This window comes from Streptomyces sp. BA2 (assembly GCF_009769735.1).
Lineage (GTDB): Bacteria > Actinomycetota > Actinomycetes > Streptomycetales > Streptomycetaceae > Streptomyces.
On sequence record NZ_WSRO01000001.1, the window covers coordinates 330,039 to 347,687 of the forward strand.

Annotated in this window: 11 protein-coding genes; 6 read left to right on the forward strand and 5 right to left on the reverse strand. The window is 63.1% G+C overall.

The genetic code is table 11. From position 1 onward, the window contains the following. Positions 1-29 precede the first annotated feature (29 nt). Positions 30-1,091 carry an LCP family glycopolymer transferase gene (locus E5671_RS01310; RefSeq protein WP_160501989.1) on the forward strand — a complete coding sequence of 354 codons (1,062 nt, stop codon included), beginning with the start codon at positions 30-32 and terminating at the stop codon, positions 1,089-1,091. 141 nt (positions 1,092-1,232) lie between these two features. On the opposite strand, the gene E5671_RS01315 is transcribed toward E5671_RS01310, so the two are convergent. Beyond that, entirely contained in the window at positions 1,233-1,709 is a 477-nt protein-coding gene (locus E5671_RS01315; protein ID WP_202120926.1) for a helix-turn-helix domain-containing protein, read from the reverse strand. A 569-nt stretch (positions 1,710-2,278) separates the two neighbouring features. Between E5671_RS01315 and E5671_RS01320 the strand changes: the two genes are divergently transcribed. The 3 genes from E5671_RS01320 to E5671_RS01330 all read left to right on the forward strand — a co-directional run bounded on the left by E5671_RS01320 (position 2,279) and on the right by E5671_RS01330 (position 5,873). Then, entirely contained in the window at positions 2,279-2,692 is a 414-nt protein-coding gene (locus tag E5671_RS01320) for an ATP-binding protein (RefSeq protein WP_237329985.1), read from the forward strand. 1,354 nt (positions 2,693-4,046) lie between these two features. Beyond that, entirely contained in the window at positions 4,047-4,379 is a 333-nt protein-coding gene (locus E5671_RS01325) for a hypothetical protein (RefSeq protein ID WP_160501992.1), read from the forward strand. 1,065 nt (positions 4,380-5,444) lie between these two features. After that, positions 5,445-5,873: an ImmA/IrrE family metallo-endopeptidase gene (locus tag E5671_RS01330; protein WP_160501993.1), complete on the forward strand. Its 429-nt coding sequence runs from the start codon at positions 5,445-5,447 to the stop codon at positions 5,871-5,873. 785 nt (positions 5,874-6,658) lie between these two features. Here the strand turns inward: E5671_RS01330 and E5671_RS01335 are convergent. After that, the gene (locus E5671_RS01335; protein WP_160501994.1) at positions 6,659-7,258 is read right to left on the reverse strand and encodes a DivIVA domain-containing protein; all 600 of its coding nucleotides are present in this window, start codon (positions 7,256-7,258) and stop codon (positions 6,659-6,661) included. 1,682 nt (positions 7,259-8,940) lie between these two features. Here E5671_RS01335 and E5671_RS47640 point away from each other — a divergent pair. Next, the gene (locus E5671_RS47640) at positions 8,941-9,303 is read left to right on the forward strand and encodes a DUF2637 domain-containing protein (protein WP_443032551.1); all 363 of its coding nucleotides are present in this window, start codon (positions 8,941-8,943) and stop codon (positions 9,301-9,303) included. Positions 9,304-10,322: 1,019 nt separating this feature from the next. Here E5671_RS47640 and E5671_RS01345 read toward each other — a convergent pair. The 3 genes from E5671_RS01345 to E5671_RS01355 all read right to left on the reverse strand — a co-directional run bounded on the left by E5671_RS01345 (position 10,323) and on the right by E5671_RS01355 (position 15,794). Next, complete coding sequence (locus E5671_RS01345; protein WP_160501996.1) at positions 10,323-12,407, reverse strand: hypothetical protein; 2,085 nt, start codon at positions 12,405-12,407, stop codon at positions 10,323-10,325. After that, positions 12,404-12,634 (reverse strand): hypothetical protein, encoded by a 231-nt coding sequence (locus tag E5671_RS01350; RefSeq protein WP_160501997.1) that lies wholly within the window; start codon positions 12,632-12,634, stop codon positions 12,404-12,406. The genes E5671_RS01345 and E5671_RS01350 overlap by 4 nt, the downstream gene beginning before the upstream one ends. 1,774 nt (positions 12,635-14,408) lie before the next feature. Continuing rightward, positions 14,409-15,794 (reverse strand): hypothetical protein, encoded by a 1,386-nt coding sequence (locus E5671_RS01355; protein ID WP_160501998.1) that lies wholly within the window; start codon positions 15,792-15,794, stop codon positions 14,409-14,411. A gap of 1,462 nt (positions 15,795-17,256) precedes the next feature. On the opposite strand from E5671_RS01355, the gene E5671_RS45215 reads away from it, so the two are divergent. After that, entirely contained in the window at positions 17,257-17,589 is a 333-nt protein-coding gene (locus E5671_RS45215; protein WP_202120927.1) for a hypothetical protein, read from the forward strand. Positions 17,590-17,649 lie beyond the last annotated feature (60 nt).

Sequence of the window (17,649 nt, forward strand, 5' to 3'; positions counted from 1 at the left end):
CTCGCCATTCAATCGAAAAGGAGAGCTCCGTGGCCAAGAGTTCGATGGCCGACCGGTTCGCACGCGGAGCGAAAGGGCTCCCCGTTTCACGCATCCTCAAGATCTTCGCTATTGCGACAGCACTGATTCTCTTGATCGCGGTGGCCATCAGCTGGTTAATCTATGCACAACTCGACAGCAACACCCGCACCGATGAGGCGACTCAGCGCGCGCTCGACGCCGATCATGGTGCACGGCCTACGGTGGTAGCAGGCAAGGCCCAGAACATCCTGCTGCTCGGCACTGACAGTGAAGCCGACTGGGGCAGCACACGAGCGGATACGACGATCTTGCTGCATCTGGCTGCCAACCGGCGCAGCGCCTCTATGACGAGCGTGCCGCGCGACCTCATGGTGGATATCCCTGCCTGCCTGCGACCGGAGGGGGGCCGCAGCCGCGCACAGCACGCGCAGTTCAACTGGGCGTACCAGTTCGGCGGAGCGGCCTGCTCGATCCGCACATTTGAAAACCTCACGGGCATCCGGATCGACCACCACCTCGTGGCCGACTTCTCCGGCTTCATCAAAGTCGTGGACGCGGTCGGCGGCGTAGAGGTCGATGTGGCGGAGCGGGTACGCCAGTCCCAGTACGGCATCACACTCCAGCCAGGACGGCAGACGGTGAATGGAAAGGAGGCTCTCACCTTCGTCCGTGCCCGGCTCGGAGTCAGCGATGGCAGCGATCTCCAACGCGTCGAACGGCAGAAGCAGTTCATGCATCAGCTGCTATCCAAGATCAACTCCACCGGAACGCTCTACAATCCGACACGGCTTTACCCGGTGCTGGACGCGGTCACCTCAAGCCTGGTGGCAGACCCAGGACTCGACTCTCCGGCTGAGCTGTATTCCCTCGTGAACACGGCGCGAATGATTCCTCCCAACCGGGTACGCGCCGTCACCGTCCCCAGCGTTGAGGACCCTGATCACTGGGGTCGGTACGTAACCGTCAAGAAGCAGGCGAAGGCCCTGTTCAAGGCATTGCGCCGGGATACCGCGCTGCCAAAGCACCTGTACAACGCCTACCGCCCAGACGGCCGCGTAGCCGACGAATGACCACCTGGGTCACCGCCAGGTCAGCGAAGCTGCGTGCGTTGGTGACCACTGCCGACTGAGTGAGGGCGCGGCACGGCGGGGTCGACGGGTGGGCAAGTCTCCCAGCGGCCCGCAACCATCCGCGCCCGCTTCGGGCGGCGTTTAACGTGGCCTTCGGGACGGCGCGGCATGCGATGCACCAAACGGCGACGGGGGTGCGGATAGCGGGTGCCTGGAGCGAAGTTGGCCAGCGGCTGGTACGGCGTCTCTCGGAGTGCCCGGGGTATCACTCGAAGCCGCGGCCGATGGCCGTTCCTCCCTGGGGGTCTCGTTCCGAGTCGACAGCAGTAGGTCGCTCGGGGTGCAGGCCAAGACCGCGCACAACACCTCCAGATCATCCAGTCGGATAGTGGTCGGGGTCTTGGACCAGAGCATTGACATCTTGCCCGTACTGATCTTCAGTCCGGCTTCGGCCAGTCGGCAGCGCATCGTGCTGGCTTGCCAGATCCCGGCCTCTGCCGCCTTCATCCGTAAATTCCACTGCACTGCGGGCTCCTTCCACTCATAGCCGCAACCGCTGCGCGGTCCGGAAGTTGGTCTATATCCGTCCCAGCCTGCCCGCGTCCTGGCCCCGCCCATGAGAAACCAATCGTGCCCTCCACCGACACGGCGGCCGCCCTGGGCAAGGCGGGCGAGAAGCCGTGGGCAAGTTCAGCAAACACCCCATCAAACCCAGTGTTAGCGTCTGCTATTCGGATAGATGAGACATAACCCATATTCTTGATCAATAGACACAGTTCACCATAGACCTTCAGATATCAAGTCTCACAGCGCGCTCTGGCCGCCGATCCACCCAACAGGCGCAGCCATGCCAACGGGTTGACGCTTCACTAGAACACCGGAAGGGCCAGCTCGACCGGGGGGCCTCTGGCCTGCGGGAGGCCGCGATGCTGATTGAGCCTCAATTCGAGCAACTGAACAGGCACGTAAATCACAAGGTATTTGACTAAGTAGTGGCCAAATGAGCTTATTTCGAGCACAGGCGTGGCCAGCACGTTGTTATGATTCCATTACTGTGGGTTCGCATCGATCCCCAGTACCCAGCCGTGCACACCAGGGGCACAGGCGACTGCATGCCGGCCTAGGCGTTTCATGCCCCCCCCTGGGCAGCGAGCGGCACTTTCAATCTTTCACCGCGAGGAACTCGAATGGTTGTACGTACATCTCATCAGTGGCACGACCAGACAGTTCCGGCCGTACCTGAGTCAGTCCGGCTCGTGCGCTACACCACAGCACTCGCCCTGACTGCATTCGGAGTCATTCCTGGTAGCCCCATTGCGGACGCGATGCTGCTGAGCGTCAGCGAGCTGGTCTCGAACGCGGTCCGCCACGCCGCAGACCGTTCGCCCGCGATCGGCGTCAAGCTCACGGTCACCGGGAGCTGCTTAACCGTCGCCGTGGCCGACACCCACCCGAGCTTCCCCAGCCTCACAGGAGAGACCATGGGCTCCGGTCTGCAGACCATCTTCGAGCTGGCTAGTCGGCACAGCGGCATGGTGACCGTCGAGCCCGTCCCCATCGGAAACGGAAAGACCATCTTCGTATCGTTTCCTTACGGGTGATCGACTAGACCGAGCGTTCAGTCCGCCAAGCCAGTGTGGTCCTGCCCGAGTTCGCTCAGCCGCGTCGCACAGGGGCCAGGAGCATGCTCCGCCCTGGATTCCTGGCTGCCATCGGGGCTTGATCGCCCTCGGCGCCGATGACGCCCCCTCGGCCCCAGTGCCGTGCACTCGGATGAGCAATCCGACTGCCTCTGCCGAGCGCCCCCTGAGCCCGGGAACATGGGGCACGTCCGTCCGGTCGACCGAAACCGCCTGACCAGCCCGCGGTACTCGCCTCAGATACATCTGGAAGTTGTTGACCTTCCAGCACGGTAGGAGGCCTCGGCGCCTCTATGTACGCGCATGCGCACAGGGCAGGCTCCCTTCCAAAGGCGCCCTCGCCATCGCCGGCTGCCGCGCCACATGTCCCTGGCCCCTGGCCCCCGGGACGATGCCACGAGCTCACACCTCCCGTCACCCGCGTGGCACAGAGCCCACCAGCCACATATTCAGCCAAGCTCAAGCAGCTGAACTGGTCTCCCTGACAACGGGATAACCTTGCTGACTCGTTGTCAGCTCCGGGGTACATGCCGGCCACCGCGAGAAGCCCCCTCGCGCGCTTCGCCCGCACGTCCAATCCGGCCGCTAGATTGCTGCGCCCCCAGACCTGATGTGGCTACGGCCCTGCTCAAGCCGCGTTCGCTCGAGATTGGCGACCCCCTCGAGCACGGCCAGGAACAGAGTCTTTCTCTATCAGTATCTGAAAACTCGACCCTTGCCATATCCCCGAGCACATGCTTCTACCTTCGCGAACGAAGTGCAGAAGCGGATCGGCAATCACGTCGGCAACCGACGATTAAACGCATTAAACAGGTTCGCTAGCCGGTTACACTCCCCCACCCCTAGCACCCCACCGTTAAGTTTTCACTCCACCAGCAAATGGAGATACTGATCACTCCCGAGGAGTTTTGAATTTGAGTCAAGAGGCGAGCCCTTCAACTCGAATACTTGTTCAGTGCAGCCTCTGCCTAGAACAGCCCATGCCGACTGAATCCGGAAACATGCACTCCAGTTTCGCCCTCTACAGCAGCGATGCGATCCGAAGCGGACCTGGTCTCCAGTCCTTCAAGGAGCTCCACGGTGTCGATACACCTGGCCGTGCAGGCTAGAACAAGAAAAGCGAGATGACTCTCGGCTTGCTCAACCCAGCCTGTCGTGACTCATGACGAGCCCCTGTGGGCGTGCTGCTCCGCCAGCCCAAGCCCCACAACGCGTTTGACGACTGCAGCCTGCCATCGAGAGACCTGGGCCACTGGGGCGGCGTTGTGCGACCGGACATGCACGCTGCCCGTCCCGTGTTCCTGCAGAACCCCCAATGGTCTTGAAGAACTCATCTGCTTTCACGGGCACACCGGCGCAACAGGATGGCCATGCACGTCAATTGATGCATTTCTATTTCATGTCGCTGCCTGTCCAATCCAGAAAGGGAATCAAGGTGAAACCTTCCCATTATCCGACTGAGCAACAAGTGCGCGAAGCTCTGCGCCAACAACAAGACCGAGCCCGCGCCAGCGGCCGACGACCCAGCACCCTGGCTCTTGCCCGTCATTTCGGCCTGCCGAACACGAGCTTTCGACGCGCCTTTCCCGACATTGCACACGAGGTCTCCCGCGCCCGCTACGACCACTCTGGCGTGAATGCGACTTGACGCAGACTCGATGGCAAACAGAGGGCCACGCTGCGCTCTGACGGGTGCGCAGCCGGACGGAACTCTCCCTTTGCCTTCGCTCAGCCACCCACCGGGGTGCTGCTCGACAGGACGGCCTGGACCCTGCCGCCCTGCCGAGCATGACGGTCCCGCTTCCAGCACGCGCAGCCCTGGCCCGTTGCCTGACGGCAGCGTTCCCTGACACAGGCGCGCGGCTCACGGCGCCCTGCCGATCTAGCTCAGCTAGGGGCGCGCCGTTGCCAGAAATTCTCCTACCGCATGTTGGTATTCCGCTGGTTGGCGATCCCCTCGACCGATCCTGGTGCCGACCCGGGACGCCAATCGGTCTCCGAGGCCCCCCGCGGTTCAGGTGACCGACCACTCGAACCCGGTGGCAATTCGCCGCCTTGATGGCTGGCACAGCGACTACCGCCTTGACGCCCCGACGGTGGAACTCCTGCCCCTGCCCGGCATGTTGCCTCCACGCCGCCACTCCGTGCGGAGTCATGTGCGCCGAACCCGGGCGGGTTCCTCAGCCGTGAAGTCTGGGTGAGAGTGTTACCGGCGGTCAGTTCCGGCGCCGCCTCACGCGTGGCGCAGGATCTCGCAGTCCTGGGCGAGTCTGCAGGGCAGCTGAGAACGGAACGTCTGCTGACCGTCCACCGCCCGGGGGACCAGAGTGAATCCTGGCCCGGCGCCGAGCTCGGCGCACGACCCCGAAACGTAGGTGCCAAGGCGCGTGCCGTGCGCGCTCGCGTCGGTCTCGGCAAGGCGATGTGCAGAGCCATACTTGCTACACACAACAGGCTCACCCGTGGCAGCACCTGACTTGGCCGTCGCCTGCATCGGCGAGACTGCCGAATGCGGTACCGCGCACGGGCTAGGCCGGGGAGCGACAGCCTCTTCACACGAGGTCAAGGCGTGTCGACCCGCCGAGCGCACGGAATGGGCAATCCGGGCGAACCGCCCGCGCGCCAATCCTCCCGTCACTCGGTTTGCGGATTAACTGCATATGTGAGATGAGCCTCTCTTGGCCAGCACTCCGCAAGAAAGGTTGCGTGCCACGTGAGTGCGTTCGACCCCGAAGCCGAGATTGAGCAAATGGGGATCCCCATTTACTACCTCAATCTCCAGGACACGATCGCCGCCTGGGATGCTGAACACCGCAAGGTCTACTGCACTCTTGGGCTCAGTAGTGCGCAAAGGCGCTCTGCACTCTGTCACGAGCTCGGCCACATTACGCTCGGGCACCGGGAATGCATGTTCGGTGGCAGTACTCCAGTTGCTGCCATCGTTCAGGAGCGGAGTGCGGAACTGTGGGCTGCCCGGAAGCTGATCAGCGTCGTTGAACTCGCCATCGCCCGGGATTCCGGGCTCCCCAGGAGAACCATCGCCCAGGCCTACGGGGTCACTGAACGCATGTATCACGCGCGTCTCTTAGCCGAGGAAGAAGACGAGCGACGTTGGCTCAGCCCTCTGGACCTATACCGCTGAGAAATCCTCGCTGTTCTCGCAGCGCACCGATCACTTACATGGATCTAGATCATTGGCATGCGCATGCTTGAGTGTACGGGCGCACGGCGGGGAATCGCTGTGCCCACAGGCCCAGGCCAAGACGTCATAAACGCCGAGCGTGTACTCGCAGTGTGAGGGGTCACTAAAATGTTGGTGCTGACGCTCAAGGAGTGCGGCTTGCTCCTCAGCTAAAAGCTGAGCCGAACAAGGCGCACTCGATCCCATGGTTGTGCTGGCAGTCGTCGGTGAAATACGAGAGAGTCCAAGTAGCCATCGGTAGCACGCTAACGCCCCATAGAAGTAGTAAGGGTGTCCAAGGTGGGCATCCAGAGTTTTCATCCAACAGGCGCAGGCATGCTCAATTTGCTTACGACGGCGTACTCCTATACGCGACGCAGTCGCCTTACTGGTAGCCATGTAGCACAGTAGGCATACTTAACCAACATCGGCACGCCGGATTGCCCTGTTTGGGGTTCTTCGCCTTTCGCACGAGCCCGCCATGTCTGTTGCAGGTGCGGTGTCTCTTCCGGGCTCGTTTGGCTGGTTTGCGTACCACGCCATCGTTTGGCCGCCGACACCATCGGGTGCACGCATCACGGCAGCATGGCAAGGCACGGTCGTGGAGACGGCATGCCCCAGAGAGAAAAGAGCCGGGTGTGGGTGTCCGCACTGGTCCTCATCCAGGTCTTGATGCGTCACAGCCATGCTGAGTCAGCAGTACTTGGAGAACCCTGCTGGCATCGTCCGCCCCGAGTAAGGTGCGGTCACGCAAAGGGCCCAGACCACGCCATGGATTCTCGAGCTTCCGCCGGCCGGGGCCAACTGGGAGTCGCCTCAGAGGATTCGTAGTAGTCCAATTGATGGAGTTGGCTCTGAAGGTATGTCTTCAGCCGACTCCGGCAGTCACGCTCGAACCCACGTAGCGCGCTAGCCTTTCGCTCCATCGCGTATGCGCTGGCGTGGGCTTCCTGGCGGAGTCTGTCGGCGAGACCCTCTGCCTCAGCAATGATTCGGTTGGCGTCGGCTCGAGCTTCGGCGATGGCCTGATCCGCCGTTTGCTGGGCTAGGCGCAGAACACCTACGCTGCAGCAGTCCTCGGTCGACGGTGTCTCCCCCTGGCCCGCGGCATCTTCATGAAAACTCCGGGGAGGGACAGTCGGCGAGTTGAGCTGGGGGTCGTCATATCCGTTGAGATCCCTCTGTCTTGTGACGACAAGTTCGAACTCCAGCTCCTCGACTCTCCGGCGAAGCCTGCTCACTTCCACCTCGACGTCATCGAGAAAGGCATCGACCTCTTTCTCGTCATAGCCTTGCCTGAACAGTACCGTCGTGAACTTTCGCTGCCGGATGTCGTTGGGGGTCAACAGCATTCGTTTCCCTCTGCTTTCCTGATGCGCACGGTCAGGTCCAGGCGTCTAGTACCGCGAGGGCAAGACACTTCGACTCTGTCCTGTCGGTCCTCGTGAGAGCGAGGCAGGACCCGGGATGCAATCTAACGACCTACCCACACACGCAGACACGGCGAATCCGTGAAAGTGACACCCGGTCTGCCACAGGACGAGGCCCGAAACGGAAGGTGGGATCCTGCCGGGCTCACCTTAGCGGGGCAGGGCACTCGACCCCAACTCGCTCTCTCGCAAGTCGGGTTGACTGTCGCAGTGACAGCAGGGAAGGCGTAACGCGAACCGCTGACAGTAATTCCAATGTAATCACATAGGCAGTACCTCGAACGAGGAGGATCCGCATTCAGGGTCGAAAGGAGCGGTAGGCTCCGCTCTCCCGAAATGGCACACCGTCGCGATTTTCAGAGTTGTCGGATATTCGGCATCAGGAGTTGTTCCCCTGCCACGAGCGAGCAGCCGGCCCACGCGAGGACGCGCACAGATTCGCCGTCGATCCTCGTAGCCGAGTATTCCGGGCGGGACGGCCCTACCTGCCGACGAACTCAGCCGCTCGTGACGTGGCGCATCGCCGTCGACGCCACGTCCCGGTGTTCGCCGACTCAGCGTCAACTCTGCGCCCCCAGTGCGCTAATTCGAGGTCGTCCCGAGGTATCGGCCACACGAGCAGGGCCTCTCCCTACGTCGTCAAAGCCATGCTCGATACGCCATGCAGCGTTTACCCTGCTCACAGGCCCCTCAGTCACGTGGTTTGCAGAAGCCTGTCGCAGGTCCTCATGCGTTCGCTCGCCTGCGGCATTCCTGATCTCCTCAGGCCGGTGACTGCCTGGCGGGCTACCGCAGTTAGTAGACGTAGCTGGTGCGCTACTCTCCCCCGCAGGCATTGACCGCTACGTTCACATGCCACTCCAGCCTTGCTAGAAGCCCTGCGGCGCAGCGCCTGGCGTTTCACGGAGGGAGGCGAGATGGGAGAACGCCTATGCGAAAGCCGGTGAGGGAGATCGCTTCTCGGCGAGAGGGCTCCGTGTGTTATGGCGCAAGTGCCGGAACGCTGAAGTGTCCCACCCATATCGGGGTGCCGCGCGGCGGGAGCAGCTGCGCTACTGCGTGGTACAGGTCGCTGCCAACGGTTGGAGTTTCGGGAGCGGTCCGGCATGGCATCGGAGAACAGGACCGGAAAGACACAGCTTTTGACGCAAGATGCTCGTGTCGGCGAGCGTTAGCGGCGCCGCTAACCTGATTCTGCCACCCCTTCATTCCCTGAGCCAACGCCGGCGGCAAAGGCGCCGCGAAGGGCGACGCATTCAAATTTCACCTGCAAGGTTGCGATCGATCTTCAAATCGCCATCCCGCTAATACGCGTACCCTTTCACCCACTCCCCCACCGGGACCCATTGATGCATGAAACCGGAGAACTCCTCGACAGCACTCCCGACTTGAGGAGGATTAATCACGAACTGGACATCGAGGCAAAGTGGGATCTATTCCCGCCGGCCGCGTATAGCCGACAGCCAGATCCAATCCACCAGCCACGCGCAGGCTCCTTGGTAACAAATCGTCCACGCAAGCGACGGCATCGGGCCCGCAGAGCCAGCGGTAGATGGTCAAGTTTCGCCAGCCTCAGCGTCACAACCCTCACCGTGATCATGGTCATGTCCGTCGTTTCTCTCGGAGGATTGATTTCATATGAGACCCTCCATGTCCTCGGCACATCAGATCTACCGCAAGGCGTAGCACACTGGTGGCCGCTGCTGATTTATGGGCCTTGGATTGTCGCCTGCCTGACAATTCTACGATCGGCTTTGCACGGGCGGTCAACCAAAGGGTCTTCATGGACCATCATGATTTTCTTTTCCTTGATCAATGCCACGCTATGCGCGGTGAACGCACTGGGCGACGCGGTCACCGCAACTGTGGCTGGCCTTCCACCTATCGCAGCCCTCGCCTGTCTACATCAACTTGTGGACCAGCTGACTCATAAGGTGACGCGGATCCCGGATTCCCGTTAGGGGTGCGCCCGAACCTCAGCTCGCATGCGCTGGTCAGCACATGCGACGACACGACAGAGGCCCTCAACCGACGCGGTGATTTCGCTCACCGACCCCACGATTGAGGGCCTCTGTCGTTGACTACCTTCCAAGCTGGATTCCCGTATCAGCTCGCGCTGCATCTCCCTCGGCATCCGCACTCCAGGTACGAAACGAGCTCCAGGTGACGTAAGTCAGCCCTGGCCGCGGACACCGGTGAAGGAGAGTCCTTCACAAGCGGAATCTCACTGTTCTGTTTACACCGCGCCTGTCAAGGTGGCGGGAACAAGGGAACACGGGAACATCCCAGGTCATAGCCTTGAGCGCTGTTCCCATGGCAGCTGACGTGACGCGCGTTAATGCTCCGATCGAGGCTCCCTTACGCCTATTGAGTGACCTCCTGCCGACCGGATACCGCGCTCCCCCTGCTGGAAGCTCGAGGCACACGTCCTACGCCTGCGCCTCGGAACTTGCGGACGCACTTTCGCCCGTAGCTGGCGCACTCAAGGGCCGCTCACGCCATGACGATGTCATGCCGAGAAGCCCCCGACCGCATGGGCTCGTGCCGGGGACCTCGCCACCGCCCTTTAGGAGCGTCGACATGCCAACCTATGTTCTTCGAATCGTCGAGCCACTGTTGGGACTACTGTTGCCCGCGGCGGGCCGCCACCGATCAACCGCTGTACAGCCCACGCCGACGTCCGCTCCTCGTCGGCCATGCGTACCTGCGCTGCGGGGTGAGGACATTGGGCTTGTGCGCCCGTACCTCGTCGCGCACGAGCGACGGCAGCGAGAACTCCAAGAACGTCAGGCAGCCTAGCCACAGCGCACCCGGCGGTTGGCGGGCAAGCGGAGACCATCACTCCCCGAGGAGCACACGCTGGCCCGAATTCCGGTGCAAGACGACGCCTCAATCTGGTCCAGAGCTGGGCCAGCTGCAGGGACGGCCCAGCTCTATCGCTTCACGGCTCCGACGTGCGTCTTGGAGGACGGGTTGGACGCTACAGGTCCCACACAAGGTCGGCTTTGACTAGGAGCAGCCGGAGATTGTCTGCGCCTACGCGTACTCGATGGGAAGTTACTCGCTCCTTCTGTGCAGTGTTGCGGAGGGTTGCACCGGCCTGCAGCAAGGTGTCGGGGAGCGAGCGGTCCACGTAACTGTTCACACGGGGGTCACCACTGGCCTTGAGCAGCATGTTGAGGTTGCTGTTGGTGATGCCGATTGCGGGGCCGCGGTCCGGGAGCCAATAGGCGGCTGGTCCTTGGCCTCCCCAGGCACCGCCTCGTTGTCTGCGCAGTCCCTGATCCTGCTCGCTATGGCCTGGGACCACAGGGCCGATGTTCCCTTTGCTGTCGCGGATGTGGGCGTCTCGGCGGGAGAACGCGTTGCGGAGGACTTCGCCGACGGCGGCGGCCACTCCGTCTTGCGTGATGTGCTGTTCGTCCATCCGCAGGGCCTGTTTGGCAAGCGAGCCGGCAAGTGGAGGAGCCACGACGCTGATGAGGTCGTCCATCTCCATGTCGGTCACGGCGGCTACGAGTCCCAGTCCGGCGAGCATGGCGGCGGCAGCGGTGACGACGCCGTCCATTGTGCCGCTCCGCTGGGGCAGTTGGCTCTCCACATGGGGGAAGAACTGGTCGAGGGCCTGTGCTTCGAGGTCTGCGAGGTAGGTATCTACGCTGCTGTGAGCGTGTAGATGCGCGATGATCCGGTCGCCGATCGTGCGCAACGGAAGGGACAGGCTCTCGCCGCCACCGGCTTTGTACCAGCGCCAGTCGACATCCCCGCTGTCACGCCCAAGGTAGGCCACAACTGCCCGGCGGTATAGGGACTCCTGCATGGACGGCGGGAGCATCTGGGCGGCGATGGTGGGGATGGACCGGATGCGATTGCCGGGCTTGGCCGTAAGGTCGCGGTTTCGGCGGCCCTTGATCTCTGTCGCGTTGCCGGCGGCGCGGATGATGAGTTCGAGCTTCTTCTCCATCTCGCGGACCTCCACCGTGGACGACGTCCGGGTGAGGGGGATGTCGTCCAGCAAGGTGGGCATGTCGCCTTCGAAGTCGATGGCGCACTCAATGTCGGTGACAGTGCTGTTCATCCCCTTGGTCGGCACAGGCGGCCAGGCACTGGGGCGCGGAGTCATCAGCAAGCTGCGGCCGGTATTGGCCGCCGAAGTCTTCCCGGAGTTGGGGGCGGCATCGAGAATGAAGGTCGCGGCCACGGGGCGAAGACTATGGGCGAGCGAGCGGGCACCGACCGCGAGACCCATCAAGGGGGCCCAGCCATGGCTGGCGATGTCGCGGACGGCACGGCAGCAGTCCTCGAAAGTTGCGGTGCCTTCGAGGGGCTCAGCGGCTCGGCGGAGGGGATCCGGCGCACCGATGATGCGGACGGGTCGGCCGGCAGGGTAGGTGCGCCCGTCGGCGTGGACGTAGGTGAGGCCGGCACCGGGAAGCTGATGCCATCCGGTATGGGTGACCACGAAGGTGCGGGGCAGCCGTTTGCCTTGGTCCGTGATGACATTGATGAGGACCTCGCGGATGGCCCGGGACGCGGCTCCAGCGTCGTCGCTGAAGTCATTCCATCCATCGGCGGTTCGCAGGTCCGCGAGGCTCTTAGTGAGGGTGTCGGCTCCGATGGTGATGGTGTAGTAGCGCCCGGAAGACTTGCCGTCGTCGCCGAGGACGACGAGCCGCTCGGAAACATATGGCGCCCAGTCCAGGATGAGTTCCCAATCCTCGGTCTTGCCCCGGCGAAGCTTCCGGAGTGCGCCGCCTCCGCATTCATCGACTTCGTAGCACCAGCCCGGCGAGCCGATTACCGGCCAGCCGGGCAGCTCGCCGCTTTCGTCACGGTCGGCCTGATGATCTGGGCGGGCGTGATCTGCGTTCTGATACGACTTAGCCGCCGGGTGCAGCGATGGGTGGGCGGGGCCGCGCAGAGCAGCAGCGGCCGGAGGGCTCGCTGGGCCGTTGGCGAGGTCGGACCGGCGTTGCCGGGGACTTCGGTATTCGCGTGCACCGGCGTCGCTGAACGTTCCGTCGGAGAATGAGGCAGTTACATCGCGCAGTTGTGGCCTCGTCATCGCCGGTCCTCTCGGAAGCAAACCGGGTTCAGGCCGACTGCCTGGCTGTAGACGACGCTTGCCAGCACCCTGCTCAGGGGGAGGCATTCCCACAGGTCGATGGCGGGGAATTGCTCCCATCCTTTGCCCTGCGTCAATTCTGCAGCGGAGAGCGTCGCCACGCGGCCGCGCAGCCGAACCGTGAAGTACTGCTCGCATAGCTGGCTGTCGCCATCGAGCGCGGTCAACTGGGACAGGACTTCAGGACACCAGGGCAGAGCCCGACTCAACCGACCGCAGGATCTCCGCCAGATGCCACCGAAGTTCTCGGCAGCATCAAGTCGGTACCACCAACCGGCTGTTGCCCTGACCTGGGTGAGACCCAGGGCAAGGGGGCCCTCCTTGACTGAGACGTCTGGCCAAGGAAGGAGGCGTTTAAAGTCGTGAACTGCCTGTGTCATAGGTACCCTCTACTTTCAAGAGGTATTGGCCCGGCCGACCGAGCCATCCGGTGATCTGACGCGCACGCATGTCCGCACAGCCCATCTCGGCTCGGTCAGCCAACTGTCGGCGAGGCCCGGTAGCTTCTTGGCGGGAGTACCCGGGCCTCCGCCGTGTTCATCGCTATGCCAGCATCTGCTGGTCTACTTCCTCCAATTGGGCCGTCATGATCTCCAAGACAAGGGCTTGGAGTTCCTGTGCTCCCCTCAACACGGCCTGTGGATCTTCGGCAATGGCTCGGGCCGATCGTTCCGTAAGCAGGCCCACGGACATGGCTGCGGCCATACGCTGCCCGTTCTCCTGCGAGATACCCCTGCGGGCTTCATGCCCCGGAACACGGGCAGTAGCCGCCACTGATGCAACAGTTGGCCTCGTGACCACCCCTGACAGTTGGGCGATCTCCGCAGCGGTGATGCCGGGACGCCGATCGGGACCACGATGAACGAGGGGTTCCACCTGGTGCTCCCTCTGATCCGATGGAAAATTGGTCAGCCATCAACGTAGTGCGCTCCACCTCCCTTAGCGCGCCAACCGCCGATCTCGCGGCAAGTTTCACCCCATCGATACGCCGGGATACACATGACTGAGCGTTACTGACCGGGTTGTTGCTAGTTGGTTTTATGTCCGAGCGGTCAAGAGACCGTCATCCGGTCGGGCTTTTTGCTCGGTCGGGTGTAGGTACCAGGCAGTCGGGCAGGGGAAGGTTGGTAATCCCGGCCGCCGCCGAACAGACTTGCGTGTGGCGGACTGGAGCGCCGGTCAGACTGCGTCCGATCACCACTACAGGTACCCGCCCACGGGAACCTCTCGGTCCCCTCCCCCAGGGGCCCGCCCCAAGCCAACCGCCGATGGCGCCCCGCCTTCGTCCTCGGCGCGCCGGCACATCACCGGGCGACCCTCCTCCCCTCTGACGACGAGCTACCCCTCTATTTCCGCGCGAGGCGCCTGTGTGGATGCACCGGCACCGAAGATTTCTCAGCGGCCTGTATGCCCAGACGGATAGACGAACGGCGAATGTCGCGCCGCACATGACGTTCGACCCAACTTCTCCGAACCGATGGCCTGGACACCACGCCGGGTGGTGCGGAGACGTCGGCCACAACGGTCCGACGTGGATCAAGGCCGGAGCCCCACAGCACTCGCGGCGCCCACGGAGTGCGAGCTCTATGCGAGAGGGATGTGTGCAGCCTGGCGGGCTTCATTGGTAGGCGGGGTAGCAGGCTGACCTCACTGCCGACGAGTAAACAGTTTCGGTTTGCCGCCCTTGAGCGTAATGCAGCCGACTGGAGCCCGAACAGGCGCGTTTGAGGCAGACCGTTCAGGGCGCGTGCTTCAACACCACGCCGGTTCATGCCAGTTGGCACATCGCGCAACGCGCTCTGGAAATGGGAGTTCGAGGGTGGCGTCGTGTTTGACCGTGGATTGGGCCTCGAGCTGGAGGGAACTGGCTTCAACTGCCGGGAGCTCAGCGAGGCCCTGTCCTTGTGCGCTCTGCCCCGCGCCCACAGGCGCCGGCTGATCTCAGGCATCAGCGGTTCGGCAGGTCGGCGAGCGTTCAGCTTCCCAATTGCTGAGTTCGGCGCGCAGGGCGGTACACGCCCTTTCAGCCTCAAGATGATCGCGCATCTGTTCCAGCCACCCCTGGTCGGTCTCAGGAGCGGCACGGCCGGTAGGGATGGGCAGGCCCAAAGCCCTGGCTTGGTAGATGTCACGTGGCGATACATCCGCCCACGCCTGGATCGGAAGACTTTCAGCAAAGGCCTGGTCGCTCCCACGCAAGAGCGGCTCACGCTCAAGCCGCCGTGGGGGCTCTTCCTCGCCAGAGAGACGGACTTCGGCCAAGCGGCGGCGCAGTTCAGGACGGAGTTCCTCGGCGTAGCGGCGCCAGACCGGGGTATTGCTCTTTTCGCGCCGGCGCAGTATGGCGGTGTAGCGAGTGCCCGCGTCATCGGCCCGCTCATCCGGCAGGGCTGGCGGTGCACAGACGGCCAGACCGTCGAGCCGTCGGCGTCGTTCGAATTCGTGACGTAGGTAGGCGGCGGGATCGCGCAGGTAGCCGGGTACTCCCCAGGTGAGCAGCTCTGCTGCGAGGCTCTGCCACGTCCAGCCGGCAGCGAGCAGCGGTCTCAGCATGTATCCAAGGCGGCGGGCGCAGCCGCGACCAAGCCACCACACCTCGCGCTGCACCTGCTCGGCCAAGGCGACGGCCTGGGCACACTCCGCGGGCGAAGTGTCCGGGCGACTGGTGGTGTTGCCGCGGGAGGTGTTCTTCGCACCTGCCGCGCGCTTGCGCGGGGTGTATTTCTTACCCCCCACTACCTGTAACTGGCGATGGTCCTGGGGGACCATCACAGAAGGGGTGCACGCACTGTCTAGGGCGGAAGCTCTTTTTTTCGCCTCCTTGCAGAGGGCTTCCCTGCACGCGTGAGCCCGCCCGTTGTCGGTGAAACCGACAACGCGTGACGTATACCCAGTGCCACTGATCCGGCGGCCCATCGCCTCGTCCCACACGCGCGGTGCCACCGCGGCAAAGATGGTCGCCGTGCCACGGTAGCCGTTGCCCGGCTGCCAGGCCGTGCCGAGCCGGGTACGGATCGCGTTCGTCTTCGAACCATGCTCGACATACGCGAGGAGGCCCAGTTCGCGCAGATACAGGGCATGATTGAGGATCGCCCGGCGTTTGAGTCCGAGTTCACGCGCAGTCTGTTCGATGCTGAACGCGAAGTGTCCGTCCTTGTTGCATCGCATGCGTCGCGCGAAGACGTCGGCCAGACGCATCGTCGTACGGCCGGCCTTCGGGTGAAGGCCGGCGTCAACCATGAAGCGGGCGGCAGCGTAGAAGTCATCGGCGCGGCGCAGCTGTCGAGAAGCCGTCGTAGCTAACTCGTGGTCCGCAGCATCGGCCAACGGGGTGAAACCTCGGCGTGATGGCCCCGTGGCCGACCGGGTTCCGGTCACATTCCGCTGTGTCGTCGGGTCGCTATGGCGACATGCCGAAACGTCGTGCATTATTGCCTCTGTTCGCCGCTTTGCATTGCTGTGCGGCAACACAAAGCCCGCTATCGGCCTTGCGGCCTCTGTGGGTTCTTTGGGAACCGAAAATTTGCCCGGTTACAGGCGGGCACTTCGCTCGACCGGGGACTGCACCCCTGGACAGAGCGGTGGCAGATTGGCCAGCTGGCCCGATGGGGATCGGGCGAGATGGCCGGGGCGGCAGTTACAGGCCTGGTAGGCCGTACCGGGCAGCCCCTGGGGCGGCTAGGTCATCCAACTCCTCTACTGAGAGGAGCGCAGGGGCCTGCATGCCGGAGGGCATGGAGGAGTCCGCCCGGTGGCCGGATTGACACGGCACTCGCCTGGCGGTGTCTGTTGTGTCCCGAGGGACAGTTGCGGGTACGCTGCATTGCAGCGAGACCTCGTTTCCCAACACCTCGGTCTCGCGCTGTGTGCGAGACCTTTCGCCAAAGACTTTCTCGCACCGACTGGCCCCAGTAGCGTTTCTCCAGGTTTGCCGGCCTGGAGCTACTAGGGGCCTTTGTCGTGTTCGAGATGCCGCTTCCCACGTCCGGCGGACACAGCGAGCGACGCGGCACCACTTTAGACCTTTACATCGCAGCAGTTGGCACACGTTTCATGAACCCGTCGCGCGTGTCGTGCAGGTGTTCTTGGCGATACGTTTCTTCGCCCACTTGCACACACCGATTCCATCGCCCAGCGAATGGTGCGGATCAGGAAGCAAGGGGGGTGTTCCCGACGCTGGGCTGGACTTTCGCCGGTGCACGTCGCGGAAGTGATCTTGGAAGGCGTATGCCCACCTGCCGTGAACGAACGCGGTGCCCGCAACGAGGATTGTTGACCAACCGTGGTCTGCCTCGGCGTGTCAAACCCCTGAGCCAGGGAGTCCTCAGGCATCACACGCTGCTGAACACTCTGCGTGCTTCCCACCCCGACAGCCGTTCGCCGATCGACTGGATCGCGTTACGCCTCCCCCTTTGCACGGTTACTGAGGCGCTACCTGGTGCAGGGCCTATGGCTGTCGTCCCAGGTAGCGCTCTGCCGGCCGTGGTTCCGGGTCGGCTATCAGGGTCCGGACCTAGTCATCCGTTCCGTGCGGGTTCGTGGTCAGGTCTCGCCGTGCCGGCGGGCAGTCGTTCGCCGCTGCCGCCGTGAAGGACGAAATCCCTCGCATAGCCGAAAGTTGACAGCTCATCACTCTTGAGCACTTATCTGCTCACTTCCCCTTTTCAGGATCCGCGGTGCATGCCAGGGTCCTGGCAACGCCCACCCCTGGCGTACCGCACAGGCCCTGGCAATCGGTGCCGCGTGGGCATGACGTTTTCGCCCGGCCAGCGGCAATCAGAGGAGAGATGTGCCTGCTTCAACTCCAGTACAGGGATCCGAAAGCCCCCTCCAGACGACAGAGGTAAAGACTGTCAACGCTTTCACCCACGCGTCGATCGGTGTGTACGTGAACGCGTGCACGGCGCCCGAACGCGCCATTTCATCGATCAAAACGAAGGTCGACAAGGGACTCGTACGCTATGACGCCTGGTTCCTGATATTTACCGCCGTCATCCTCGCTCTGGGCGCCGTCATCTACGCCGGGTTGGTCATCTGGTGTGTGGTGCAGCAGCGCAAGAATTTCAGCGGCAGCTGGTCCTTCAGCAACTGGGGCCTGAAGGTCAGCGCCGAATGCAGGTAGCCATCTCACGGCCGCTTCCGCAAGGTAGTCCACGAGACCGGGGTACTGGCCGGGCGCCCT

Coding starts and splice junctions, on each gene's coding strand:
- E5671_RS01315 (WP_202120926.1), bottom strand. CDS start 1,709: ATGGGCGGGGCCAGGACGCGGGCAGGCTGGGACGGATATAGACCAACT.
- E5671_RS01320 (WP_237329985.1), top strand. CDS start 2,279: ATGGTTGTACGTACATCTCATCAGTGGCACGACCAGACAGTTCCGGCC.
- E5671_RS01325 (WP_160501992.1), top strand. CDS start 4,047: ATGGTCTTGAAGAACTCATCTGCTTTCACGGGCACACCGGCGCAACAG.
- E5671_RS47640 (WP_443032551.1), top strand. CDS start 8,941: ATGGTCATGTCCGTCGTTTCTCTCGGAGGATTGATTTCATATGAGACC.
- E5671_RS01345 (WP_160501996.1), bottom strand. CDS start 12,407: ATGACGAGGCCACAACTGCGCGATGTAACTGCCTCATTCTCCGACGGA.